Origin of the sequence: Streptomyces sp. NPDC002574, from assembly GCF_042889545.1 — a bacterium.
In the GTDB taxonomy this organism is placed as follows: domain Bacteria; phylum Actinomycetota; class Actinomycetes; order Streptomycetales; family Streptomycetaceae; genus Actinacidiphila.
Window position 1 is genome coordinate 539,231 of sequence record NZ_JBIARB010000002.1, and the last position, 23,337, is coordinate 562,567.

23 protein-coding genes and 1 pseudogene are annotated in these 23,337 nt (G+C 70.4%); 17 read left to right on the plus strand and 7 right to left on the minus strand.

All coding sequences use genetic code 11. The features are described 5' to 3' along the window. Nucleotides 1-39: 39 nt before the first annotated feature. The 4 genes from ACFYXS_RS06300 to ACFYXS_RS06315 form a co-directional block, all read right to left on the minus strand. Nucleotides 40-516 carry a DUF3761 domain-containing protein gene (locus ACFYXS_RS06300; RefSeq protein ID WP_389244460.1) on the minus strand — a complete coding sequence of 159 codons (477 nt, stop codon included), beginning with the start codon at nucleotides 514-516 and terminating at the stop codon, nucleotides 40-42. 292 nt (nucleotides 517-808) lie between these two features. After that, nucleotides 809-1,492, minus strand: a complete 684-nt coding sequence (locus ACFYXS_RS06305; protein WP_389244462.1) for a hypothetical protein — start codon at nucleotides 1,490-1,492, stop codon at nucleotides 809-811. A gap of 412 nt (nucleotides 1,493-1,904) precedes the next feature. After that, nucleotides 1,905-2,645: a dienelactone hydrolase family protein gene (locus ACFYXS_RS06310; RefSeq protein WP_389244464.1), complete on the minus strand. Its 741-nt coding sequence runs from the start codon at nucleotides 2,643-2,645 to the stop codon at nucleotides 1,905-1,907. A gap of 382 nt (nucleotides 2,646-3,027) precedes the next feature. After that, complete coding sequence (locus tag ACFYXS_RS06315; RefSeq protein ID WP_389244466.1) at nucleotides 3,028-3,684, minus strand: GntR family transcriptional regulator; 657 nt, start codon at nucleotides 3,682-3,684, stop codon at nucleotides 3,028-3,030. 129 nt (nucleotides 3,685-3,813) lie between these two features. Between ACFYXS_RS06315 and ACFYXS_RS06320 the strand changes: the two genes are divergently transcribed. From ACFYXS_RS06320 to ACFYXS_RS06355, 8 genes are all read left to right on the plus strand, one after another. Beyond that, nucleotides 3,814-5,124 carry an ABC transporter substrate-binding protein gene (locus tag ACFYXS_RS06320; RefSeq protein WP_389244468.1) on the plus strand — a complete coding sequence of 437 codons (1,311 nt, stop codon included), beginning with the start codon at nucleotides 3,814-3,816 and terminating at the stop codon, nucleotides 5,122-5,124. After that, entirely contained in the window at nucleotides 5,121-6,053 is a 933-nt protein-coding gene (locus tag ACFYXS_RS06325) for a carbohydrate ABC transporter permease (protein WP_389244470.1), read from the plus strand. The genes ACFYXS_RS06320 and ACFYXS_RS06325 overlap by 4 nt, the downstream gene beginning before the upstream one ends. A 167-nt stretch (nucleotides 6,054-6,220) precedes the next feature. Then, the gene (locus tag ACFYXS_RS06330; RefSeq protein WP_389244714.1) at nucleotides 6,221-6,997 is read left to right on the plus strand and encodes a carbohydrate ABC transporter permease; all 777 of its coding nucleotides are present in this window, start codon (nucleotides 6,221-6,223) and stop codon (nucleotides 6,995-6,997) included. 1 nt (nucleotide 6,998) lies between these two features. Further along, entirely contained in the window at nucleotides 6,999-8,975 is a 1,977-nt protein-coding gene (locus ACFYXS_RS06335) for a hypothetical protein (protein ID WP_389244472.1), read from the plus strand. After that, a complete protein-coding gene (locus tag ACFYXS_RS06340; protein WP_389244474.1) occupies nucleotides 8,972-9,796 on the plus strand; it encodes a ribonuclease activity regulator RraA in 825 nt (274 codons plus the stop codon). Before ACFYXS_RS06335 ends, ACFYXS_RS06340 begins: the two co-directional genes overlap by 4 nt. Beyond that, nucleotides 9,793-10,716: an aldo/keto reductase gene (locus tag ACFYXS_RS06345; protein WP_389244476.1), complete on the plus strand. Its 924-nt coding sequence runs from the start codon at nucleotides 9,793-9,795 to the stop codon at nucleotides 10,714-10,716. Before ACFYXS_RS06340 ends, ACFYXS_RS06345 begins: the two co-directional genes overlap by 4 nt. After that, entirely contained in the window at nucleotides 10,713-11,630 is a 918-nt protein-coding gene (locus tag ACFYXS_RS06350) for an amidohydrolase family protein (RefSeq protein ID WP_389244479.1), read from the plus strand. The genes ACFYXS_RS06345 and ACFYXS_RS06350 overlap by 4 nt, the downstream gene beginning before the upstream one ends. Beyond that, on the plus strand, nucleotides 11,627-13,216 hold the full coding sequence (locus ACFYXS_RS06355) for a beta-xylosidase (RefSeq protein ID WP_389244481.1): 1,590 nt from the start codon (nucleotides 11,627-11,629) through the stop codon (nucleotides 13,214-13,216). The genes ACFYXS_RS06350 and ACFYXS_RS06355 overlap by 4 nt, the downstream gene beginning before the upstream one ends. 46 nt (nucleotides 13,217-13,262) lie before the next feature. Here the strand turns inward: ACFYXS_RS06355 and ACFYXS_RS06360 are convergent, their stop codons facing one another. Continuing rightward, the gene (locus tag ACFYXS_RS06360; protein ID WP_389244483.1) at nucleotides 13,263-14,462 is read right to left on the minus strand and encodes an L-dopachrome tautomerase-related protein; all 1,200 of its coding nucleotides are present in this window, start codon (nucleotides 14,460-14,462) and stop codon (nucleotides 13,263-13,265) included. 237 nt (nucleotides 14,463-14,699) lie between these two features. Continuing rightward, the gene (locus ACFYXS_RS06365) at nucleotides 14,700-15,629 is read right to left on the minus strand and encodes a LysR family transcriptional regulator (RefSeq protein WP_389244485.1); all 930 of its coding nucleotides are present in this window, start codon (nucleotides 15,627-15,629) and stop codon (nucleotides 14,700-14,702) included. Between the two features lie 268 nt (nucleotides 15,630-15,897). Between ACFYXS_RS06365 and ACFYXS_RS06370 the strand changes: the two genes are divergently transcribed. Both ACFYXS_RS06370 and ACFYXS_RS06375 read left to right on the plus strand, forming a co-directional pair. Beyond that, complete coding sequence (locus tag ACFYXS_RS06370) at nucleotides 15,898-16,080, plus strand: hypothetical protein (protein WP_389244487.1); 183 nt, start codon at nucleotides 15,898-15,900, stop codon at nucleotides 16,078-16,080. 62 nt (nucleotides 16,081-16,142) lie between these two features. Then, nucleotides 16,143-17,168, plus strand: a complete 1,026-nt coding sequence (locus ACFYXS_RS06375) for a zinc-binding alcohol dehydrogenase family protein (RefSeq protein ID WP_389244489.1) — start codon at nucleotides 16,143-16,145, stop codon at nucleotides 17,166-17,168. An 81-nt stretch (nucleotides 17,169-17,249) separates the two neighbouring features. On the opposite strand, the pseudogene ACFYXS_RS06380 reads toward ACFYXS_RS06375, so the two are convergent. Then, nucleotides 17,250-18,192, minus strand: a pseudogene (locus ACFYXS_RS06380) (oxidoreductase). Between the two features lie 99 nt (nucleotides 18,193-18,291). On the opposite strand from ACFYXS_RS06380, the gene ACFYXS_RS06385 reads away from it, so the two are divergent. The 7 genes from ACFYXS_RS06385 (at nucleotide 18,292) to ACFYXS_RS06415 (ending at nucleotide 23,309) form a co-directional block, all read left to right on the plus strand. After that, a complete protein-coding gene (locus tag ACFYXS_RS06385; RefSeq protein ID WP_389244491.1) occupies nucleotides 18,292-18,933 on the plus strand; it encodes a TetR/AcrR family transcriptional regulator in 642 nt (213 codons plus the stop codon). Next, entirely contained in the window at nucleotides 18,914-19,315 is a 402-nt protein-coding gene (locus tag ACFYXS_RS06390) for a PPOX class F420-dependent oxidoreductase (RefSeq protein ID WP_389244493.1), read from the plus strand. Before ACFYXS_RS06385 ends, ACFYXS_RS06390 begins: the two co-directional genes overlap by 20 nt. Nucleotides 19,316-19,679: 364 nt before the next feature. After that, nucleotides 19,680-20,762, plus strand: coding sequence for a methyltransferase (locus tag ACFYXS_RS06395; protein WP_389244495.1), 1,083 nt, complete (start codon nucleotides 19,680-19,682; stop codon nucleotides 20,760-20,762). Between the two features lie 485 nt (nucleotides 20,763-21,247). Further along, nucleotides 21,248-21,502 carry a hypothetical protein gene (locus ACFYXS_RS06400; protein ID WP_389244497.1) on the plus strand — a complete coding sequence of 85 codons (255 nt, stop codon included), beginning with the start codon at nucleotides 21,248-21,250 and terminating at the stop codon, nucleotides 21,500-21,502. Between the two features lie 295 nt (nucleotides 21,503-21,797). Next, nucleotides 21,798-22,112 carry a hypothetical protein gene (locus tag ACFYXS_RS06405; RefSeq protein ID WP_389244499.1) on the plus strand — a complete coding sequence of 105 codons (315 nt, stop codon included), beginning with the start codon at nucleotides 21,798-21,800 and terminating at the stop codon, nucleotides 22,110-22,112. Continuing rightward, complete coding sequence (locus ACFYXS_RS06410) at nucleotides 22,109-22,501, plus strand: fic family toxin-antitoxin system, toxin component (protein ID WP_389244501.1); 393 nt, start codon at nucleotides 22,109-22,111, stop codon at nucleotides 22,499-22,501. The genes ACFYXS_RS06405 and ACFYXS_RS06410 overlap by 4 nt, the downstream gene beginning before the upstream one ends. Before the next feature lie 451 nt (nucleotides 22,502-22,952). Then, on the plus strand, nucleotides 22,953-23,309 hold the full coding sequence (locus ACFYXS_RS06415; RefSeq protein WP_389244503.1) for a PRC-barrel domain-containing protein: 357 nt from the start codon (nucleotides 22,953-22,955) through the stop codon (nucleotides 23,307-23,309). The last annotated feature ends 28 nt before the right edge of the window (nucleotides 23,310-23,337 follow it).

The following is a 23,337-nucleotide window of genomic DNA, read 5'->3' on the forward strand; positions in this document are numbered from 1 at the left end:
GCCGCGCCCGCGGTGCCCGCGGGCCGGCTGCCGTCTGGGCTACCGGTAGAAGACGGCGACGCCGTGGTGATGAGAGCACGCGCCCTGGTGGTGAGCGGCGTAGCTGTAGGTCCCGTCGTTGCACAGGGCGGTCGCTCCCGCCGGGTGCGACGTCCCGCCACCGGAACCACCCGAGGAGCCCCCCGACGACGAGCCGCCGCTGCCGCCCCCCGACGAACCCCCGCTGCCACCGCTGGTGGAGCCGGCCGCCGACTTGTGAGTCGCCGTCGACGCGGGCTTCGCCGTCTTCGTCACGGTCACGGTGGGATGCGGCGTGGCGGTCGTGGTCACCGTCACGGTGGGGGCCGGAGCGGCCGTCTTCGTCGCGGTGGCGGTCGCGGTGACGGTGACCGCGGGGCGAGGTGCCGGAGCGGCTGTGCTCGAGCCCCCGCTGCCGAACGCGGCGCCCACGACGAGCAGCACAACGCCACCCACCCACACGCGCTTGCGCTGGTACAGCGGTCGGATGTCAGGCATGCGGACAGGCTCCGGCGGACGTACCGCCCACTGTGGTCCCTGCTGGTACTGGCTCATGTGACAACCCCCCACGACAACACCGGGCTCCTTTGCCCGGACAGTTGAGAACTTTACAAATTCTCCTCACGAAGCATGCGGCTCCGTTACATAATTGGGACCACCTCGCGCGGCTGCCCTCACCGGTCCGAGCCGGCCGCGCCGTGAGGGGCGCGACGATTGCCGCACGTCTGCCGTACAACGGCCCATCGCTGTGGTGGGCTTGGGAACGGTCCCGCCCCGCCGCGGGCTCCACTCAGTGGAGGTCGACCTGGAAGGGGTGTCGGTGGTCATTCGGGCAGACGAAGATCCTCAGCTCGCCCGCGCGCCCCACAACGACACCCGTGACGAGGTCATCGCCGGCGACAGTGAACAGCAGGACCATTCGCGTGCCGCACGCGTCGCAGCGCAGGGCCAGCGGATGGGCGAGATGCCACGTGGGCCAGCCACCGACCTTCCAGCCGGCGACACGAGTGATCACGTCACCGCCGCCGGGGCTGGTGTCCTCGACGAGCTGCTGCAGCCCAGGCCGCAATTCCTCGGGCAACTCCTCGCGGTAGGGGAAGTCGACGAGGGGCTCGGGCGTGACCGTGCAGGGGTTGGGCAGGTAGCCGTAGTCGTAGTGCCGTAGCGGCGCCGGCAGGGTGCCGATCAGGGTTGCCACGTCCGCAGCGCGGCGCCAACGGATTTCCACTACCGGGCTCACATCGGCTTGTTGGGCAGGCGCGTCCCAGTGCTCGTTCGGGCACCAGACGAGCTGCAGGAGATCGACGCCGGACGGCCACCACGGCCCGGGGACATCGCGGGCGTAGATCTGGGCTACCGGGACCATGGCGGAGGGTGGCATGCCGGTCGGCTCCTCGTCGTCCGGCGCCGAACAGGTCGGCCACGGCTCGTCCGCGGGCCACCACAACGGACCGCCGATCGAGCTGTCCTCCACCCCCGGGTTCCCGCGGGCGGGACGGAGCAGTGCGGCCTGACGCCCGAATGGGGCCAGTTCAGGCAACCGCGCGACTATCTCATCCGCTGAGGGGCGCGTGAGGGACACCGTGAGGCCTTCCTGGTCGAGATGCGGCGGGACGGCCACACGCTACCTGCGTGGGCCGACGGGTCGGCCCTCCGCGAGCGGTCGCTCTCCGACCATCGGCGCGAGCACGCCCATCACCGGCCCGACCGAGTGCGGCAGCTCTGGCCATTGCGGCACGCCCGGGCTGGGCACCACGGGCCCCTGTCGAGAGTTCAGCAGGGGCCCACGGTGTGCAGAGCTGCGGATGGCCGGACTTACGCCCGGTGAGTGGCATGCCGACCGGCGTCAGCTACCGTCTGCTGCCGGCCGCCCTGCCGGTCCGCCCTCATTTCAGGTGTCGGGTGAAGAACTGGGCAGCGCCTTCCCCCGCGAACTGCGGGACGCCGGTGTGCCCGCCGAGATGGGCGTGCAGGGACTTCTCCTTGGAGCCGAAGGCGTCGAACAGGTCCAGGGCCGCCTGCCGGTCGTTCCCTTCGTCGTCCCACTGCAGCAGGACGTGCAGGGGAACGGTGACCTGCCGGGCCTCCTCGAACATGGTGCGAGGCACGAAACTCCCGGCGAACAGAGCGGCGGCCGAGAGGCGGGGTTCGACCACCGCCAGGCGGACGCCGATGGAGATCACTCCTCCCGAGTAGCCGACCGGGCCGTCGATCTCGGGCTGTGAAAGGAGGGCGTCCAGGGCGGCCTGCCATTCCGGGACCGCCTTGTCGACCAGCGGGAGGATGAGGGCGTCGATGATCTCGTCGCTGACCGGCGCGCCGGCCTCCATCGCCCGGCGCAGGTCGGCACGGGCCTGTTCGAGGGCGGGCCAACGGGGCCGGTCCCCGCTTCCGGGGAGCTCGATGGTCGCCGTGGCGAAGCCCTCCGCTGCGGAGTGCCGGGCGCGGGCCACGAGTCGCGGGTACATCCTGCCCAGCCCGAGGGGAGGGTGGCCGAGCAGGATCAGCGGCGCCGGTGCGGATGCGGATGTCGATGCCGGTGTCCACAGGAAGCCGGGGATGTCACCGAGGGTGAATGCGCGTTCGAGGACGCCGTCGTCAAGGCGCTGCTCGGAAGTGAACTGCATGGTCGTGCCTTTCGGGAGTGCACTGAAGTGGCGCTCCCGGACGACCTGCCTATCGCCCGACCGTGACCCCGGAGGGGAGCACCCACGTCGATACTGCGTTCACGGGTACCACCTCCTCGATCTCTCGCACGGCCCCCGGAACCTAGCAGTGGCCGCTCCCGTCCGCCAACGGGTTTTCGCGGAGCCCCCGCCGCGGAGGGTGCTCGCGCGGCATGGGCGATTCGCTCGGCTATCGATGATGTAGCAGGAGTCGACGCAGACCTGTCCCAGGCTGCGCACGGGCGAGGCCCCTCACCCGGGGAGGGGCCGCGTTTCCGCCGATCTGCCGTGGCGCCCGCGGCGGTGCGGTGGCGGGCCGCGACCCCTGGCGCCTCCCGTCGCGTCAGTCGCCGGCGATGCCGTCGTCACCGCGTGCGTGCGCGGCGAACTGGGCCGCGGCGGCGTCCGGGCCGGCGGATTCGAGAGCCGAGAGCAGCTCCGCGTGGGAGTCGGCCATCCTGCCCCAGTCGCCGGTGAACAGCGGGTCCGACACCACGCGCAAGGCGCGCAGGCTGGGCTCCATCACCGCCCAGACCTTGGGGAGGAAGGGATTGCCGCTGGCTTCGCAGACGAGCCGGTGGAAGCTGATGTCGGCGTCCCGGAAGCGTCCGACGTCGCCTTCGCTCGCGGCCTCCCGCATCGCTTCGACCTGCGCGCGGAGCCCTTCCATCGCGGCCTGCGGCGGGTTCTCGGCGACGGTGCGCGCGGCGAGTTCCTCGATGGCCACCCGGACGGAACGGGCGGAGTGGGCGTCGCTCTGCGACACCGTGGCGACGAAGCTGCCGCGGCGCGGGACGTGCTCGGCCAGGCCCTCGTGCGCGAGTCGTCGCACCGCCTCCCGGACCGGCGCCTGGGAGACGCCGAGCTGGCGGGCGATCGCCGATTCCACCAGCCGGTCACCGGGCATGAGTTCACCGCTGATGATCAGGCCGCGCACCCTCGTGTACACCTGGTCGGACAGCAGGACCCGCGTCAGCGGCTGACCGATGGCGCTTGCCATGATGCCTCCCTGGGTAGATCGCTCGATTCTATCGATGATCGCTTTGATTTTGTTGCCGACTCTTGACATCCGAGTGAAGGGCTACATCATATCGTCTATCGATAGTCGTGAATCGACCGGGAGGGTGTCATGAGCCGCAGCAGACCCAGTGGGCCCATCAGCCACAGCAGACTCGGCAGTTCCATGGGCGTGGCGGGGGCGACGATGCTCGTCCTCGCTCTGGTCGCCGGCTGCGGGGGCGGAGGCTTCGAGTCCACCGACTCCAGCGATCCGGACTCGGGCTCTACGGGCACGGTGCGGATGCTGGTCAACATCACACCCAACCTGACCAAGTCCTACTGGAAGGGCCTGGTCGCCCCGTTCGAGAAGGCCAATCCGGGGATCAAGGTGCAGATCGACGCCCCCACCTCGTCCGACGGCGGCGTCGACACCACGCTCCCGCAACTGCTCGCCGCGGGAAGCCCCCCGGACGTGGTCGAGGGCTCCCACAGCGTCAAGGTCCTGCCGCAGCTGCGAGACCTGTCCGACCTGACGTGGGCCGCCTCGGCTCCCATGGCCGACGCGCAGCGGCGCGACGGGCACCTGTACGACGTGGCGATCGGTCAGCAGGCCCAGTCGCTGATCTTCTACAACAAGACGGCCTTCACCAAGGCGGGCATCGACAAGCCGCCCGCCACCATGCAGGAACTCACCGCCGACATGGCCAAGCTCAAGAAGGCCGGCTACCTGCCCATGCAGACGGCGGGGGAGTGGGTCACCCAGGCCCAGGTGATGATGCTGTTCGACGCGACCCTCACAGCCGACGACGCCGACTGGTTCCGGAAGGCGGCCGACGGCAAGCAGTCGCTGAGCAGGGACCTGGGACCGTCGCTGGCCCTGTACAAGTCCTGGCTGGACAAGGGCTACCTGGACAAGAACGCGCTGGGGGTGAAGTACCCCGAGGGCGAGTCCGAGTTCCTGTCCGGCACGTCGGCCCTGTACCCGATGGGCTGCTGGTTCGTGGCCGCCGAGGCCCAGGCCAAGAAGAACTTCGACGTCGGCGTGTTCGCCGCGCCGCAGCTCAACAGCAGCAACCCCCCGCGCCTCGCGGTCACGCCCGGCGCCAACTACCGCATCTTCAAGGCGAGCAAGCACCAGAGCGCCGCGGCCAAGCTGGTGGAGTTCCTGACCACCGACCACGCCGCGGTCGAGAGCCAGCTCAAGCAGGACTCCTCCTTCCGCACCGGCTACCCGTACCAGCTCTCCCCGCTGGCCGACGAGGTGCAGAAGCTCTTCGACGCCTCGAAGGACAACCAGGCGATCGTCGGCAGCGGTGAGTACCAGATGCCCGCGGGCTTCGAGGACGCGGAGAACAAGGAGATCCAGAGCCTGTACACCGGGGCGGACCCGGCCACGGCGCTGAAGAACGTCGACAACTGGCTGAAGGCGCAGCCGAAGTGAGCAGTCAACCCTCCCAGCCCGCGATCGCACCACGCCGGGTCCCGTTGCTGTCGGCCCGCACCCGCGACCGACTGGCCGGCGTGGTGATGACCGCACCCGCGATCGTGCTGTTCGCCGTCATGATGCTGGTCCCGCTGCTGTTGTCCGGCTACCTGAGCCTGACCGACTGGGACGGCTACTCCGCCAGCCCCGCGGTGATCGGACTGCACAACTACCGGGTACTGCTGCACGATCCCGAGGTCCGTCAGGCCGCGTTGACCACGGCGGTGATCGCCGTGGTCGGCACCGTGGCCATCAATCTCGCCGGTCTCGGAGCCGCGCTGGCCATCTCCGCGCCCGGCCGCGTCAACACGCTGCTGCGGACCGTGTTCTTCTACCCGTACGTCGTCAGCGCCCTGATCATCGGCTTCCTGTGGTCCGCGCTGCTGTCGACCAACGGCGCCGTCAACACCGTGCTGGAAGCGCTCGGCCACTCCGGACTGCCGTTCCTGTCCATGCCGGGCTGGGCACTGGCCAGCCTCATCACCGTCATCGTCTGGTCCGGGTTCGGCTTCTCCCTGGTTCTCTACATCGCCGGTCTGCAGACCGTCCCCGTCTCCCTCATGGAGGCGGCGCGCATCGACGGCGCCGGCCGGTGGCGGACGCTGCGCAGCGTGACCCTGCCCATGATCGCGCCGATCGTCACCGTGAACCTGGTGCTCACACTGGTCTCACTGCTGCGCAGCTACGACCTCGTGCTGTCGCTCACCGGCGGCGGTCCGGCCGGCAGGACACAGACCGCGGCGTACCTGATCCTCTCCGAGTCCTTCCAGAACAACGTGCTGGGCTACGGCTCGGCCCAGTCGGTGGTGCTGACCGTGGTCACCGGAGTCGCCGCCCTGGCCGTCACCTTGCTGCGTCGCCGCGCTGATTCAGGAGCCACGGCATGACCCGCCGGCCACCGTCCACCCTGACCCGAACCGACGACGTCCCCGCCCCGGCGCCCACAGCCGGGCCGCCGCCCGGCCCGTCCGCCGGGACGCCGGGTCGCACCGTCCGGTCGGTCGGATGGGTCAGGGCGGTCCGGGCCGTCGTGCTGGCCGCCGGGGCGCTGGTCATGCTGGTCCCGCTGTGGCTCCTGGTGGTGAACGCGTTCAAGTCCGAACAGGACATCCGCACCTCGCCGTTCGGACTGCCACTGTCGCGGCTCAGCCTGTCCCACCTGGGCGACGCCCTGCACAACCCGGACTTCGACGTGGTGAAGGCGTACGGCATCACCGCGCTCTTCGTGGTCCTGGTCAACGTGCTGTCGCTGGTGGTGTCGGCGCCGGTCTCGTACGTCATCGCCCGCGGCACCAGCCGGTGGCACACCGCGCTGCTGCTGCTGTTCGTCGCCGGAACCTTCGTCCCCAGCCAGGTCCTGCTCATCCCCGTCGTCTACGTCCTGAAGTACCTCGGTCTGATGGGCACCGTCCCCGGCTTCGTGCTGTTCGAGACCGCTCTGACCCTGCCGGTCTCGGTCTTCCTGTACAGCGCCTACATCCGCACGGTGCCCCGCGAGCTCGACCAGGCCGCCGCGGTCGACGGCGCGGGACGGCTGCGGACCTTCTGGCTGATCGTCTTCCCGCTGATGCGGCCCATCGTCGCGACCGCGGTCATCCTGCACACGCTCGGCGTCTGGAACGACTTCGCGAACCCGCAGATCATCCTCGGCCCGGGCAGCGGCCTCTACACCGTCACCACCGGGGTGTACGCGGCCGTCGGCAAGTACTCCACGCACTACGCGGTGGTCTTCCCCAACCTGCTGCTCGCCATCGCCCCCGCGCTCGCCTTCTTCGTGATCATGCAGCGGCACATCATCAGCGGCCTCACGGCCGGCGCGACAAAGGGGTGACGTGACTCCCGACCTGACGATCGGCCCCGCACCAGCGGTGCCCGCGATCATCGCCACCACCCCCACCGGCCCCCCGCCCGCCTGGGCAGTCCTCCAGCGCAGGCTGTTCGACGATCTCGACACCGCCTGGCGTGCCTTCAGCGACCGCTACACCGAAGCCGACGGCCGTCTGCGCCACGAGGGAACGATCGAGGACCGCGACGGCGCAGACGACTTCTACGAGGCGTTCTTCAACTGGCCCGCGCTCTACCTGCTCGGCGGCGCGGACGACCTGCTGCCGGCGGTCAAGCGCCACTGGGAGGGGGTCACCGCACAGCTCACCGAGCTCGGCCTGTTCAAGGACGAGTTCGAGCGCGGCTACGACTGGTTCCACCAGGGTGAGGCGCTGCTGATGTTCTACGGCATCTGCGCCGCCGACCCCGCGGACGAGGCGTTCCGGCGCCGCGCCGTCCGCTTCGCCGAGCAGTACCTGCCCGGCAGCGGCACCGGCACCTACGACCCGCACGCCCGTGTCGTCCGGGCACCCCACAACGGCGCGGACGGCCCCAGGCCGGGCCTCGGCCCGCAGTGGGACGACGGGTTCGCCGCCGACCAGCCCGGCATGCGCGTGTACGGCCTGCCCCTGCAGGACGTCCCCGGCATCGAGAAGTGGGAGGACCTCGACGACCCCGCCCTCGCCGTGCGGATGGGGCACGCCATGCGCGACCGCCTCGGCCGCGGCGACACCGCCGTCAATCTGGCCGCGACCGCGCTCGCGGTCAACGCCTGGCTGTACGACCACGACCCCCGCTTCTCCTCCTGGGTGACCGAGTACGTCGACGCGTGGCGCGAACGAGCCGGCGCCTGCGGCGCGATGCCCGACAACGTCGGCCTGACGGGCACCGTGGGGGAGTACCACGACGGCCGCTGGTTCGGCGGCCACTACGGCTGGACCTGGCCGCACGGCGTCCACTCGGTCGGCGCGGCCGCCCTCGTCGGTGCCATCAGCGCTTGTCTCGTCGCAGGTGACCTCGCACCCCTGGACCTGGCCCGCCGTCCGCTCGACCAGGTCTGGGAACACCGCCGCACCGGCCTGATCGGCAAGGAGCCGGCCAGCCAGGACCACACCTGGCGGCCGATCCTCCAGGGAGAGGCGGAACACCCCGTCGGCCTGCTGCCCACCCGCGTCGGACTCCAAGGGTGGTTCGACCACCAGCCCGCCCAGGTCGCCTACTGGACCTGGCTGTGGTGGTTCGGCATGCAGGACCAGGACCGGGCCCGGCTGCACGCCCTGCGCGACGAGGCCGGCTACGACTGGACCGCGGTACGCGCGTTCCGCGGCAAGGAGGAGGCCGGGCACGAACCACCGTGGCTCGCCTACCTCGCGGGGGACAACCCCGGCTATCCCGAAGCGGCACTGCGTCTCGCCCTGGCCCAGGTCTCCCGCCGCATGGCACTGATCGACGCCGACGACACCCCGCCGGAGAAGACCGACCTGCACCACTGGCAGCGTCTCAACCCCGTCGTGACCGAGATCCTCACCCAGCTCACCACCGGGGCCCCGCAGAGCATCTACAACGGCGGCCTGCCCCTGGCCAGGCTGCGCTGGTTCGACCTCGACGCCGGCCGGCCGGGCCTGCCCGCCGACGTCGCCGCGCTCGTCGAGCACCTCGGCCCGGCCTCCACCACCGTCCGGGTCGTCAACCTCGCTCTCTCCCGCACCCGTCGGCTGGGCCTGCGCGCAGGGGCGTTCGGCGAGCACCTCATCACCACCGCGCACTGGTCCGGGGCCGAGGCCCGCGACACCTATCCCGGGGACGCGCACGACTACCGGATTCCCGCACCGGAGCCCACGGACCACTCCCTGGAAGTGCAGGGCAACCGGATCGACGTCACCCTGCCCCCCGGACACGGGATCCGGCTCGTCCTCGACATGCGCCTGAACGCCCTCACCCCCGCCCACCACGTTCCCTCCCACCCCTCCCGGAGCCACCCGTGACCGACCGGTCCGCCACCTTTCCCCCCGACACCGCACCCACCGGCTCCGCCGCAGACGAAGCCCCCGTCGTGTGGCCGCTGCCCGTCCGCGGGGAGGCATGGACCCGCCCCGACAGCACCCTGGTCGACGGCCTCAGCCGCGTGAGCTCCGCGACCGCATGCGCCAAACTCCACGAACTCGGCATCCGGCGCAGCTTCATCGAGGGACCCACGTCGATGAAGCCCGGGACCAGGATCACCGGGCCCGCCCTCACCCTGCAGTTCATGCCCCAGCGCGAGGACGTGGCCAGCGGGCTCAGCCAGGAGTACGTCGAGCGCAACACCGCCCTGTGGGCCGTGCTGGAGGCCGTCCAGCCCGGGGACGTCCTGGTCGTCCAGGCGTACGGCAGCGCCTTCACCGGCTGTTTCGGCGACATGCTCGTGCGCTACTTCAAGAAGAAGGGCGGCGCCGGGATCGTCGTCGACGGACGCATCCGCGACGCCGAACGCGTACGCCGCCTGGGCGTCCCCATCTGGTGCACCGGAACGACGCCGCACTACGCCTCCCAGTCCGAACTCTTCCCCTGGGCCTACGACGTCCCCGTCGCGGCCGGCGGAGTGCTCTGCCTGCCAGGAGACATGGTCGTGGCCGACGACGACGGCGCGGTCGTCGTGCCCCGCGCCAAGTCCGAGCAGGTCGTGCGCAGCGCCTCGGACCACGAGGAATGGGAGGTCTTCAGCCGGATGCGCATCGACGCCGGGGCGCGCCTGTCCGACTACTACCCCCTCAGCCCGGACAGCCGGGCCGAGTACGAGCAGTGGCGGGCGGCCCGGCCCTCATGACCGACGCCCGCACGACCGACCGCACGAAGGCCCCGATGGGCCTGGGATGTGCCCCCATCGGGGACCTGTACGGGCCGGTCGACCCCGCGACGGCCGTGGCCACGGTGGTCGCCGCCGTCGAAGCGGAAGCCGCTCTGCTGGACACGGCACCCAAGTACGGCGACGGGCTGTCCGAGCGACGGGTCGGCCAGGCCCTCGCCGCGACCGGCCGCCGCACGTTCCGGCTGTCGACGAAGGTGGGGTGGGCGATCGGCGAAGGACGCCCGCCCCGCCCCGCGTTCGGCGCCGACGACGTCCGGCGCGGCCTCGAGGACAGCATGCGCCGGCTCGGGGTCGACCACATCGACGTCGTCCATGTCCACGACCCGGACGACCATCTCGACGAGGCCGTCACCCGCACCGTGCCGGCCCTCGTCCGGCTGCGGGACGAGGGCGTCATCGGGGCCGTCGGCGCGGGCATGAACAGCAACCGGCTCCTCCACGAACTGGTACGGCGGACGGACCTGGACTGCGTCCTCATCGCCGGGCGCTACACCTTGCTGGAACAGCCCGCCCTGGCCGACCTGCTGCCCCTGTGCGCTCAGCGAGGCGTGGAGGTCATCGCCGCCGGGGTGTACAACTCCGGGCTGCTCGCCGACCCCCGGCCCGGCGCCCCGTACAACTACCGCCCCGTCCCGGACGACGTCCTCGCACGCGCCCTGAGGATCAAGGAGATCTGCGAGCGCCACTCCGTGCCACTGAGGGCGGCCGCCGTGCAGTTCCCTCTCGCGCACCCCGCGGTGACCACCGTCCTGGTCGGCGCGGCGACCCCCGAGGAGGTCGCCGACAACCTGCGCCTGGCCCGGCTGCCGCTCCCCGCCCTGCTGTGGGAGGAACTTCGGGAGGCGGGCCTGCTCGACCCCCTGGCCCCGCTGCCGTGATCATCGACGCCCACTGCCATCAGTGGAACCTCGCCCTCGGCCGGCACGCATGGCTCGACGCCCCGGACGCGGGTCCACTGCGCCGCACCTTCGACCGCGCCGACCACTACGCCGCGTCGCACGGCCTGCCACTGGACGGGACGGTGTGCGTCCAAGCCGAGGAGTCCGCGGCCGAACTCGCCTGGCTGCGCCGGCCGCGGACCTCGCCCGGCGTGCCCGTCCTGGGCGTGGTCGCGGCCGTCGACCTGTGCGGCCCACAACTGGGCGCCTACGTCGAGTCGTTCGGTGACCGGGAGTCCGCCACCGCCCACGGCATCGTTCCGGTGGTGGGCGTGCGGGACTCCCGCATGCTCGCCACCGGCCCGCGGCCCGCGCCCTCCACGATGGCGCTGCTCGCCGCACGAGGCCTGACCGTGGACCTGCTCGTCCCGGACCCCGGACGGCTGGGCGCCGCCGTCGACCTCGTCGCCGCCCATCCCGCCAACAGCTTCGTCCTCGACCACCTGCCGCAGGTGTCCGCGCCGGCCCGGACGGCTGCCGCCCACCGCGCCGCCCTGGGCGCACTGGCGGAACTGCCCAACCTCACCGTCAAGGTCTCGGGGCTGCGGGCATCGCCCGACTCCCACGGCGAACCACTGCGGCGCCTGCTCGCCGCCGCCTTCGGGGTGTTCGGACCGCGCAGGCTGATGTACGGCTCCGACTGGCCCGTCTCCACGCCCGGCCGCGCGCCGGCGGCGAGCGTCGACACGCTCCGGGAGCACCTGCCGGACCTCACCGGCACCGAGCAGGACGCCTTCTGGCACCGCACGGCCCGCACCGCCTACGGGCTGTCGCCCGGCCCGGATGCCCAGGACCGCCACCGGCATCCCGGCCACCTTCCGCCGCACACAGAGGACGGACCCGAGGCACCATGACGACACCCATCACCATCAGCGCCGACCGGCAGGACCCCGGCCGCCCCTTCACGCACTTCTGGAGCACCTGCGTCGGCGCCGGCCGTGCCGCCGAAGGGCTGCGGGCCTCCTGGCAGGAGCACCTGCGCACCGTGGCCGACGCCGCCGGCTTCCGGTACGTCCGCTTCCACGGTCTCCTGCACGACGACATGTTCGTCCACCGGCGGAACGAGGACGGCCCCACCGTCCTGAACTTCCAGTACGTCGACGACCTGTTCGACCGGCTGCTCGACGCCGGCGTGCGCCCCTTCGTGGAACTGGGCTTCAGCCCCCGCGACCTGGCCCGCGACCCGAGCACGACCTTCTGGTGGAAGGCCAACGTCGCCCCGCCCGCCGACCTCGACGCCTGGGCGGACCTCGTCCGGCGCCTCGTCGGGCACTGGCTGGCCCGCTACGGCCGCGACGAGGTGCGCCGCTGGTACTTCGAGGTCTGGAACGAGCCCAATCTCAGTCCCTTCTTCAAGGGCTCCAAGAGCGAGTACTTCGCCCTCTACGAGATCACCGCCCGTACGCTCAAGGACGTCGACGCCGAGCTGCGGGTCGGTGGGCCCGCCACCAGTAACTTCGTCCCCGACGCCCGCTTCGCGGGGGAGTACGAGGACACTTCCCAGCACGCCGTCGTCTCCGAGGCCGCGGATCTGGACGCCCTGGACTGGCGTCCCGTCTGGGTCGAGGACTTCCTCGCGTTCTGCCACAGCCGCCGACTGCCGGTCGACTTCGTGTCCTGCCACCCCTACCCCACCGACTGGGCACTGGACGGCCACGGAACGACCCGGCAGCACACCCGCGCCGCCGACGCGACCACCCGCGACCTGCGCACACTGCGCCGGATCGTCGACACCGGCCCCTACCCGGACGCCGAGATCCACCTCACGGAGTGGAACTCCAGCCCGTCCTCCAGGGACCACTCCCACGACCACCTGCAGGCCGCGACCTTCGTGGCCAGGACGGTGCTGGAATCGATCGGACTGGTCGACTCCCTCGCGTACTGGGTGTTCACCGACGTCTTCGAGGAGGAAGGCGCCGGCGACACCGCCTTCCACGGCGGATTCGGGATGCTCACCCTCCAGGGCGTGCCCAAGCCCGTCTTCCACGTCTACCGGATGCTGCACCGACTCGGCGGCGAACTGCTCGCCCGGACCGAGGGCGCCGTCGTCACCCGGGACAGTTCCGACGGCAGTCTCTCCGCGCTCGCGTACCACTACCCGCCGGAGGTCATCCAGGCGCCTCCAGGGTCGTTCGGCAGCCGCGAGGTCGCCGAACAGACGCTCGCCACGGGCGAGCCGCGACTGCTGAAGGTCGAACTGACCGGACTGCGCCCGGGCGCCGCCGTCGCCGTCACCACAATGGACCACACCCATGGCAACGCCCTCGCCGCCTGGAGGGGCATGGGCGCTCCCGAGCCCCTCACGAGGGAGCAGACGGCGGCGCTGCGCGAGGCCGCGCACGCGACCGGTCATGAGGTCCGGCACGCCGACGACGCGGGCCGCTTCCTCGTCGAGGAGGCGATCGCGCCGTGGGCTGTCCTGCTGTTCGCGGAACTCTGACGGGTGTCGATCCGGATCTCGAACGGCTGCCGCGATTTCTGGGGGCCTACCGTCGGGCGGGGCCTCCGTCGACCGGGATCCGGTAGAGCACGTAGGGCTTGCGCCGAAGATCGACACCGGCGTTGTAGGCGGCCTGGCGGTTGAGCTGATTGGCCATCACGTACAGGTTCCGGTCGTAGCCGATCGACAACGTATCCGGCCAGATCAGCCGGTTGTCGTGGACCAGGGTGCGGAATCGCCCGTCGGTGTCGCGGAAGACGAGCGCGTTGTGTTCGATGTCGCCTCCGTAGACGCGGCCCGCGTTGTCCATCTCCAGCCCGTCGGACATCCCCTTCGTGCCGAGATCGCGAACGGTCTTCGCGATCTTGGAATCGGCTATCCGGCGGTCTGTCAGACCGCTCGTCGGCACGGAGTACAGGGTGCGGCTGGAAAGGGGGCAGTAGTAGAGGGTCTTGCCGTCCGGGCTCAGGGCGATGCCGTCCGACCCGATGTTGATGGGGCTGGTGGGGCCGTGCGCCGGCCGGTTGAGCATCCGTTTCCCGTCGATGACGGGGACGAAGTCGGGCACCGGTCGCACCGAGGGCGCGTTGTCGAGTCGCCGCCAGGACGTCCCGGACGCCAGATCCACGATGATCAGACCGTTGGGGCCGTCCGAGGAGGCGTCCGTGAGGTAGGCGGTGCCTGCCTTGCCACGGGTGAGGTCGAATCGCACATCGTTCACGAAACTGCGGGGACCTGCGACCTGACGGGGCAGCAGGATGGTGCGGACGACCTTGTTGGTTCGCAGGTCTATGGCGACGAGCTTGGGCCCGCCCACCGGTGCGTTGCCGAACTGGATCCGCCCGGTGTCCACCACCCACAGCCGGTCGGCGGCGTCGACGACGACACTCTGCACCCCCAGGAAGTGGTGCGCGGGGTCGTGTGTGTCTGCGGTGTTGATCTCACGGTTCGGGTAGGGGACGGCCTTTCCGTCGCGCACCTCGGCGACCGAGAACGTCACCTTGTCGCCCCAGTGGGGGAAGTTGACGAACACCCGGCCCGTGCGCGAGACGCTCACCCCTGTGGGCATCGCCCCGTTGAACTCCGCCACGGGCTCCAGGCGTTCCTTGTTCTGCGCGGGTGCGCCGGGCGGTTCGCCGGAATCGGCCGGAGCGCTCCCGTAGGAGCCCTGGGCGGCGCTGCCACCGATACAGAGGGCCGCCAGCAGCGCGACAACGCTGCGGCTCGGTATTTTTCTCCCAGTCACGTCCTGCTCCTGTTCGGGAATTCGAGGAACGATGATTTCAGGGTAATTGATCCATCGGTTCATTCGCGGTCATGGAAATCCATACGAACCTATGACCGGCGAGCGGGGATCGCAACCGGGACATTTTCGTGCCGACCGGAGGCTATGGGCCCGCAAACACGCTCGGCGTCTGTTCCGGCGCTCTCTGGAATTCGCAAAATCGCAGGGTAACGCCCGGCCGGATCAGAGGCAAAAGCATCATGCGCGTTTCTGCGGGTCGCGCAGGCGCTCCGCCACGTGCGCGGGCATCAGGGGGGCATGGGCGCCGAGGACGTCGAGGAAGGAACTGGTGACTGGGTCGGGACTGGTCCGGGTGTATCCGCTCAGTTGCCGGTGCACGGGCGGATCGGGGCGCAGGACAGTGCCGGCGAAGTGCGGTGGGATGGTGTTGGCGGGCACGAGCGTCGGCCCGAGCCCGGCTCCGGCGTACTCGACGGCGGAGGGTGCCTGTTCGGTGCGCACCGCGATGCGGGGCTGGAAACCGGCGGCGGCGCAGGCTTTGTCGAGGACTTCGGAGAGACCGCTGTCGGGGGTGAAGTGGACCCAGTCCCGTTCCGCGAGATCGGTGAGCCGGACGCCCGGCGCCTCGGCGACGGCGGCCACGGGGTCGTCGACGTGCGTGACGACCAGGAACTCCTCGGCCCCGATGTGCCGGGCGGTGCCCTCCCAGTCCTGGGGCAGGGGTCCCACCGCGACGTCCGCCTGGCCGGCGGCCATGGCCTGGGCCAGTTCGTCCCACCGGCGGTGCTCGAACAACCGGATCCGCACCTGCGGGTGCTGCTGCCGCCACACGCCCAGGACCGTGGGCAGCACGCCGGAACTGACCGAGTAGAGCGCCGCCAGGTGCAGCTCGCCGGCGGACACCCCGGTGGCGCGCCGGGCGGACGTCGTCGCGCGGGTCGCTTCGGCCAGAGCGGCGCGGGCGTGCGGCAGCATCGACCGGCCGGCCGGAGTGAGCCGGACGCCGCGGGGCAGCCGTTCCAGCAGGGGACCGCCCACCTCGCGTTCCAGTGCCTGGAGCTGGTGCGAGAGCCCGGGCTGGGTGACGTGGAGGCTTTCGGCGGCCCGCGTGAACGATCCCTCGTCCACGATGGCCACCAGATATTCCAGCTGTCTCAGCGTTGCCATGAACTCAGCATATAGAAACCATGCCGAATATTTCTTGGACTTATGGGTGGCGCTGGGAGAGGGTGGCTCTAATGCGGCGATCCGACCGGCTCGAGTTTCGGTCGGGTTGCGGTCGTGTCGACCGGAGTGAAATAGGAATTGATGTTCTCAAGGAGGCGTGATGTCCGTCGCTGCGTCTGACCCGATCATCGTGGGAAATATTTCCCTGTCCTTTCACCGTGCCGCCGCCGGTGTCACCCGCCGGGTCCTCGAATCCCGCGGTCACCGGGTGAAGAGCGTCGAAGCCAAGCACGAGGAGCTCTTCGATCTGCTCAGGAACGGGGATGTCGAACTCCATGTGGGCAACGACGGTATCGAGGAGATCGACACCCTCATCAACGTCAGCGGGATGAGCCCGCTGCGGGCCGCCGACCGCTACCTCGCCGACCACCACCCCGAAGTCCTGCTCTGACCCGGGCCGCGGCAGCACGCGGCCTCTCGCTCACCGATCGCACCGAAGAAGAGGAATCACCCATGAACGCCACGTCCATGCGCGCCGTCGGCTACCGCAGGAGCCTGCCGCTCAGCGACGCGGAGAGCCTGATCGACCTGGAGCTGCCGGTTCCGGAGCCCGGACCGTACGACCTGCTGGTCAAGGTGGAGGCCGTCGCCCTCAACCCCGTTGACTACAAGGTCCGCCAGAGCACCGATCCGGCCGGCGAGCCGAAGGTCCTCGGCTGGGACGCGGCAGGCAGCGTCGTCGCCGTCGGCGAGAAGGTGCGGCGATTCGAAGTCGGCGACGACGTCTACTACGCCGGTGCCATCGACCGGCCCGGAAGCAACTCCGAGTACCACACGGTCGATGAGCGCATCGCGGCGCTCAAGCCGTCCACCCTGTCCTTCACCGCGGCCGCCGCGCTGCCGCTGACCTCGCTGACCGCCTGGGAAGGCCTGTTCGAGCGCCTGGGTCTGGAGAGCGGCGGCATGAATGAGCAGGGCGCCCTGCTGATCACCGCGGCGGCCGGTGGTGTCGGGGCGATGGTCGCCCAGCTCGCTCGCGCCCTGACCAGTCTGACGGTGATCGGCACCGCCTCGCGCCAGGAGACGATCGACTTCGCCACCCGCATGGGTGTCCAGCACATCGTGAACCATCACAAGCCGCTGGCGCCGCAGCTCGCGGAGGTCGCCCCGGAGGGGGTGACCCATGTGTTCAGCACCACCAACACCGACCGCAACCTGCCCGACTACGCCGAGGCCCTGCGTCCGTTCGGCCGCATCGTCGCCATCGACGACCACGACAGCCTGCCCCTGGGTCTGCTCAAGCCGAAGTGCATCTCCTTCCACTGGGAGTTCATGTTCACCCGGTCCCTCTTCCAGGCTCCCGACCAGGACAGGCAGCACCACATCCTGACCCAGGTCGCCCGCCTCGCGGACGCCGGCATCCTGCGCTCCACGGCCACCAACGATCTGGGGCCGATCAACGCGGCCAACCTCCGCGAGGCGCACGGCATCCTCGAATCCGGCACCGCCATCGGGAAGATCACCCTCACCGGCTTCTGAACCGGCGGCCGGGTCCCCTCGCGGTGACGGTGCACCCCCGGGCCGGGTGCGGATCGGTCCCGGGGGCGTGTGTTCCTCCACTCACCGTGAGGGGAACGAGACCCCGGTCAGTTCTTCGGAGATCGCCCACAGCCGGCGCTGGAGCGACGCATCGTAGGACTGATCGCTCGACCGCAGCGCCTTCGGATAGCCCCTGCTCTGCTGGAATCCGCGCGGGCCGTAGAACTCCCCTCCCTGGACGCCCGGGTCCGTCGCGGCACGGAGGACGGTCAGCGCTCCCATCGCCGGCGACTGGAGGAGGAGTGGCCGGACGGCCGCGAACGCCGTACGGGTGAGAGCGGACGCGTGCGTCATCGCGTCCTTGGATCCGGTGGTGTCGGCGCCGCCGGGATGCGCGGCGACGGCCAACGGGCCGCCCGGGGGCAGCCTGCGCTGAAGCTCGTAGGTGAAGAGCAGATTGGCCGGCTTGGAGTGCCCGTACGCGGCCGTCCGGTTGTAAGGGCGCGTCTGCCATCCGAGATCGGTCAGATCGATCGGACCCCCCCATACGGTGCCCGGCGCTGCTGACGGTGACGACGCGCGAGCCCGCGGAAGCGGGCAGCAGGTCGAGCAGCAGGCCGGTGAGCGCGAAGTGCCCGAGGTGGTTGGTCCCGAACTGGAGCTCGAAGCCGTCCGCGGTCGTCCCGTGCGGCGTGTACATCACGCCGGCGTTGTTGATCAGCAGATCGATCCGGGAGCAGCTGCCGTGCAACTCGTCGGCGGCGCCACGGACGGAGGCCAGAGAGCTCAGAGCCAGGCGCAGCACACGCACCTCCGCCGCCGGTACGGCGGAGGTGATCTCTGACGCGGCCCGATTGCCCTTGTCCGGGGCGCGGACGGCGAGGACCACGGATGCGCCGTGCCGCGCGAGGGCCTTGGCGGTCTGGAACCCGATGCCGGTGTTGGCGCCGGTCACGACCGCGGTGCGGCCGCGCTGGTCGGGCATGTGGCCTGCGGTCCAGCGTGCGGGGGCCAGTCGGGGCATGTCGTCTCCACGTGTCGTGCAGGCGGCGCGGCCACGAGTCGGGCACGCCACGAGGTAAATGTCATTCACCTCGTGGTTAATAGTGTTAACCTCGGCGGCGTGACAGTCAACCGGCGCCCCAGCGGCACCCACCACGGAGATCTGCGCAACGCGCTCGAAGAGGCCGCACTCGCCCTGGTGGCGGAGCGCGGCCCGCACGGATTCACCCTCGCCGAGGCGTGCCGGCGGGCCGGGGTGAGCGTGTCGGCTCCCTACAAGCACTTCGCCGACCGGGATGCCCTGCTCGTCTCGCTGGCACTGAAGGGCTACCAGGAGCAACGGCGCCGCTACAGGGCCGCGCTGTCCTCCAGTACGGACCCGGCGGACCAGTTGGCCGCGTTCGCCGCCGCCTACGTACGCTTCGCCGCCGAGGAGCGCGCGCTCTTCGACATCACGTTCCTGGCCGGTCTGGACAAGGGCCGACACCCTGAACTGGCTCAGGCGGGTGGCGCCCTCCACGACGACCTGATGCCCGTCACCGGTCGGCTCGCCGGCGGCCCCGAGGCGGCCTTCGACCTGCTCGTCCGTATCTCCGCCGCCGCCCACGGACTTGCCCTGTTCCTCCAGCAGGACATGCTCCCGGGCGCCTGGAACACGCTGGCGGCGGTCGAGGCCCAGGCGGCACTCACGGCCCGCGCCCTCATCGACCACCTGGCGCACGCCACCAGCACGGAAGGCGGCCATGTCCACCACGACCGATGACTTCGGCCCCGCTCTCGACCGCATCGGCCGAGGCAAGTACGTCAGCCTGACCACTCTCCGCAGGGACGGGCGCGCGGTCGCCACGCCCGTCGGCTGTCTGGTCCGGCACGGCATCCTTTACGTCCTCACGCCGCCGGACTCCGGCAAGGCCAAGCGGATCCGCAGCAATCCCCACGTCACCCTCGCACCCTGCCGCATGAACGGCACGGTTCCCGCCGGCGCACCCGTCACGGCCGGTACCGCCCGGCTTCTCGGCGAGACGGAGACCGCCGGCGTACGCGACCTGATGCGGCAACGGTTCCTCATGTACCGCCTGGTAGTGCTGACCGACCGGGTCCTGCGCCGTGAACGCCCGCTGGTGGCCATCGCCGTCTCGGCGTGAAACGGGCTCCTGGCGGTGACCGACGGCCGGGTGGGGGACCGGTTCCTGCGTGAGCGGCGTGTCGGCCCTACTCGGCCGCGTACCCCGCACCGCTAACTTTATTGATCAATCCAGAATCGTGGTAGCCTTCCCTCACGGCACGGATCGGGGAGTTCGGTGTCGACCAGGCGGCCGATCGCGTTCGGCGCGGGCCTGGTCGATGCGTCGCGGGGTGAGGTGGCGCAGGAGGGGAACCCGATGCGGCCGTCTCGGGCGGACCTCCGTCGAGGGTGCCCTCGCGGTCACGATGAGGCGCCCCGGACCGACCTCGGCCGAGCTTCCGCTTGCCGTAATTCTGTATTGATCACTCCATAAAGGATTCCTCATGGAACTGCGCCCCAAGGACAAGGCCGCCGCCGGAACCGGAGCCGCCACGGGCACGGGCCCGGCCGTCGGCGACTCGATCACACCCGAGCCGATCCTCCAGCTCGGCCTGGGATTCATGGCCTCGAAGACCCTGCTGAGCGCGGTGGAACTGGGCATCTTCACCGTCCTGGCGCGGGGCGGCCGGGACCGCGCGTCCCTCGCCGGGGAAGTGGGGCTCCACCCCAGGTCCTCCGCGGACTTCCTCGACGCTCTCGTGTCGCTGGGTCTGCTGGACCGCGACGATGACGACGTCTATCGCAACAGCCCCGCGTCCGGGGTCTTCCTGGACCGGGCCAAGCCCTCCTACATCGGCGGGATCCTGGAGATGGCCAACGCCCGCCTCTTCGGGTTCTGGGACAACCTCACCGACGCCCTGCGAACCGGCACCCAGCAGAACGAGGTCACCCACACCGGGGCCCCCTTCTTCGCCACCCTGAGCCAAGACCCTGTCGCCTGGCGCAACTTCCTCAACGGCATGAACGGTGTCAGCACCCCCCTCGCCGGCGCACTCGCCGCCGACTTCGACTGGACCGGCCGCCGGCACGTGGTCGACCTCGGCGGCGCTCTTGGCGCCGTACCCGCTGCGGTACTGCGATCCCACCCCGAGATGACCGGCACCGTCTTCGAACTTCCGCCGGTACAGCCCGTGTTCGATGAGTTCGCCGCGGCGCACGGCCTGGCCGACCGCCTCTCCTTCCACGGAGGCGACTTCTTCTCCGACCCCCTTCCCCCGGCCGACGTCTACGTCATGGGACAGATCCTCCACGACTGGAACCCCGAGCAGCGGCAGTTCCTGCTCCGCAAGGCCTACGACGCCCTGCCCGCGGGCGGCACGCTCATCGTCTACGACGCCATGATCGACGACGACCGACGACGCAACACCTACGGCTTCATGGTGTCGCTCAACATGCTCATCGACACGGAGGGCGGATCCGAGTACACCGTCGCCGACGCTACCCGCTGGCTGGGGGCGGCAGGCTTCTCCACGACGGAGGCCCGTCCCCTGATCGGCGGCTACACCGCCGTCTACGCCACCAAGTGATCTGATCTGCCGCCGAGTCAGGCTCGGCGTCAGCTCACCGCCGCGGGGTCTGTCCCATGAACGGACTCCGGTGTGGTCCCTGGGATGACGACGTGAAACGCAGCCCAAGGCCCACAGTCAGGCCTTCGCGACGCGGCTGTCGTGCTGCTCCGACAGCCGCGTCGTGAAGGCTGTGCCGGCTGTACCTCCGGCCGGCGGCGACGGCGGATCATCGCGTCCACTCAAGGGCCGGCGGCGCGCCGCAGTCGACCGCCACCACCCTCGCCGCATGTCGCCCGGGCCGACGACGACAACGCCCGTCGCGGGCGGCCGTGCCGAGCGATGTCGTGGAGGTCGCCTCCCGATCGTCCGCCGTGGCGACACCACTGCGGTCCACTTCGACATCGCACTGGGCTGAGCCGGCCTTTGCCCGATTGGCCCCGGGATCAAGAGAGGCGTCGGTACGCTGGCCGTTCCAATGGGGCCTGTATGACCCGGAGGTCTGTATGGCTGACGAGCCCCTCAAGGCGCACTTCTCGGAGACCGTCGAGATTCCGGACGGCCGGAAGGTTCGCGTCATGGCCTATCCCGACGGCAGTATCCGCTTTCGGGTGGACGGCCTGCCGTACGTCCTGACCGAGGCGTATCTCACCGGTAACGCCGAGAAGGACAAGGCGATCCTCAAGATCTCGCCCGGCAAGCAGGGCAGCAACGCCGCGTACAACTACGTGGAAGAGCTGCAGAAGAGGGACCGCAGTTAGACGAACGAAAGCGCCCCCCCCGGACCTCCACGAGAGAGATCGGGGCGCCTGTCCTCACTCAGCTCGGCGGGCTACCTCTGGTGGCCCTCGTCCTCCAGGACGGTCCGCGCCTCCTCGGTACAGGCGCCCAGGCCGCGTTCTCCACTGAAGCCCTCCCGGGGGAGTCGGCGACCGCCTTCGGACCCCTGGAAATGACGGACCCCGCGCGTGGGGCGTCATGACCCTGGGCGGGTGTCCAGGGGTCCGGACGATGCCGGGTAGCGCCGAGGGGTGGTACTCGCGGTACCGTCAGTACATGACGACGACCAAGGGCATGAACGTCCCCTTCGCGGACGACGACGAGCTCGACGTGGTGCGGCGTGCGGCCGCGGCCGCGGGGATGTCCACCCGCGAGTACATCCGCCAGGCCGCTCTCACGCAGGCCAATGCCGTACCCACCGCGTTCCTGGAAGCCGCCTTGGAGGCCCACGCATACGTGAAGGACGCGTTCGCCGAGGTCCTGCCCGAGGACGGGCGCCCGAACGAGGCGTACCGTGCCGCGGACGCCGAGGCCGGCCGCCGTCTGGCCGAGCTCGACGCCGGCGACCAGGCCCGCGGAACCGCCGCGTGAGCCGAGCCCGCCCCGACGGGGTGATCTACGCGACGGTCCCGATGTTGCTGCAGGTCGCGGAGCACATCACCGGCGACCCGCAGGCCGACGACCTCGGAGTACTCGATGCCGCGGTCGCCCGTCACCGCGCGGAGGCCATGGGCCAGGAGATCTACGGCTCGATCTGGCTCAAGGCGGCCGCGCTGGTTCACACCCTGGTCAGGCTCCCGGCCCTGGAGCACTCCAACGGCCAGTTCGGATGGTCGGCCGCCGTCGCGTTCCTCCAGGTGAACGGCCGGACCCTGGCCTACGAGCCGAAGGACGCCGCGATCCTCGTGCGTGGCGTCATCGCCGGCGACGTCCCCGTGCGGCAGATCGCCCTGCAGCTCCGCCAGTGGGCGCAGGCCTGAAAAGGATCGCCGACCGTCGTCGGGGATCGGTCTGCCGGCTCAAAGGGTGAGCGCACCTCCGCGTCCAGCACCCCAGGCAAGGAACTGCCGGGGTGTTTGCGGCCATTGCGGCTCAGGCGGCGGGAAAGGGGGGATGCGGACAAGGGTCCGCTGACCCGCCCCGACCACATCCTCACGATCGCCCAGCGCATCCGGCGAACCCAAGGCCGGGCCCGGGAAGGCTGAGCGCCGAGCCGGCACCCGCCGTGGTGCCGGCCGACAAGCCTGATCCGTGCCTAAAAGGGCAGTTTGTCCCCCGTGTCAGGGGTAGGCGCACAGTGTCTCCGGTGAACGGAGGAGAGCCATGGCGAGACAGAGATCGCGGACTCGTTGAGTGCGTGGTGCGGGAGACTCCCAGAGAGCCGCGTGCTGTCACGTCGTGATCCTCAGGAGCTTCCGCGAGGAGCAGCACATGATCTATTCAGCCGATATTCGGGAGTGGCGCGACCGCGATGTCGTGGACCCGAAGGGCCACAAGATCGGCGCGCTGGAGGCCGTGTACGTCGACACCGCCACCGACCAACCGGCCATGGCGACGATCCGCACCGGTCTGCCCACACGGCAGCGCCTGGTCTTCGTCCCCCTCGACGAGGTGATCGTGGGGCCTGGCTACGTCAAGGTCGCGCTGTCCAAGGGACTGGTGAAGAAGGCCCCGTCGATCGGGACGGACGAGATCCTGCCGGCGGAACAAGAGGTCGAGATCTTCCAGTACTACGACATGGCCTACCAACCGGGCGCCGGGGGCGAACGACGGCTTGCTCGCCGCTGATCGGCTCTCGCCGAGCTGAGGAGGTGCT

What these genes read in the sequence shown, in the direction of transcription:
- ACFYXS_RS06345 (WP_389244476.1), top strand. Translation starts at nt 9,793, where the DNA reads ATGACCGACGCCCGCACGACCGACCGCACGAAGGCCCCGATGGGCCTG.
- ACFYXS_RS06390 (WP_389244493.1), top strand. Translation starts at nt 18,914, where the DNA reads ATGTCCACCACGACCGATGACTTCGGCCCCGCTCTCGACCGCATCGGC.
- ACFYXS_RS06365 (WP_389244485.1), bottom strand. Translation starts at nt 15,629, where the DNA reads ATGGCAACGCTGAGACAGCTGGAATATCTGGTGGCCATCGTGGACGAG.
- ACFYXS_RS06315 (WP_389244466.1), bottom strand. Translation starts at nt 3,684, where the DNA reads ATGGCAAGCGCCATCGGTCAGCCGCTGACGCGGGTCCTGCTGTCCGAC.
- ACFYXS_RS06375 (WP_389244489.1), top strand. Translation starts at nt 16,143, where the DNA reads ATGAACGCCACGTCCATGCGCGCCGTCGGCTACCGCAGGAGCCTGCCG.
- ACFYXS_RS06405 (WP_389244499.1), top strand. Translation starts at nt 21,798, where the DNA reads ATGACGACGACCAAGGGCATGAACGTCCCCTTCGCGGACGACGACGAG.
- ACFYXS_RS06320 (WP_389244468.1), top strand. Translation starts at nt 3,814, where the DNA reads ATGAGCCGCAGCAGACCCAGTGGGCCCATCAGCCACAGCAGACTCGGC.
- ACFYXS_RS06355 (WP_389244481.1), top strand. Translation starts at nt 11,627, where the DNA reads ATGACGACACCCATCACCATCAGCGCCGACCGGCAGGACCCCGGCCGC.
- ACFYXS_RS06300 (WP_389244460.1), bottom strand. Translation starts at nt 516, where the DNA reads ATGCCTGACATCCGACCGCTGTACCAGCGCAAGCGCGTGTGGGTGGGT.
- ACFYXS_RS06395 (WP_389244495.1), top strand. Translation starts at nt 19,680, where the DNA reads ATGGAACTGCGCCCCAAGGACAAGGCCGCCGCCGGAACCGGAGCCGCC.
- ACFYXS_RS06415 (WP_389244503.1), top strand. Translation starts at nt 22,953, where the DNA reads ATGATCTATTCAGCCGATATTCGGGAGTGGCGCGACCGCGATGTCGTG.
- ACFYXS_RS06330 (WP_389244714.1), top strand. Translation starts at nt 6,221, where the DNA reads ATGCTGGTCCCGCTGTGGCTCCTGGTGGTGAACGCGTTCAAGTCCGAA.
- ACFYXS_RS06400 (WP_389244497.1), top strand. Translation starts at nt 21,248, where the DNA reads ATGGCTGACGAGCCCCTCAAGGCGCACTTCTCGGAGACCGTCGAGATT.
- ACFYXS_RS06310 (WP_389244464.1), bottom strand. Translation starts at nt 2,645, where the DNA reads ATGCAGTTCACTTCCGAGCAGCGCCTTGACGACGGCGTCCTCGAACGC.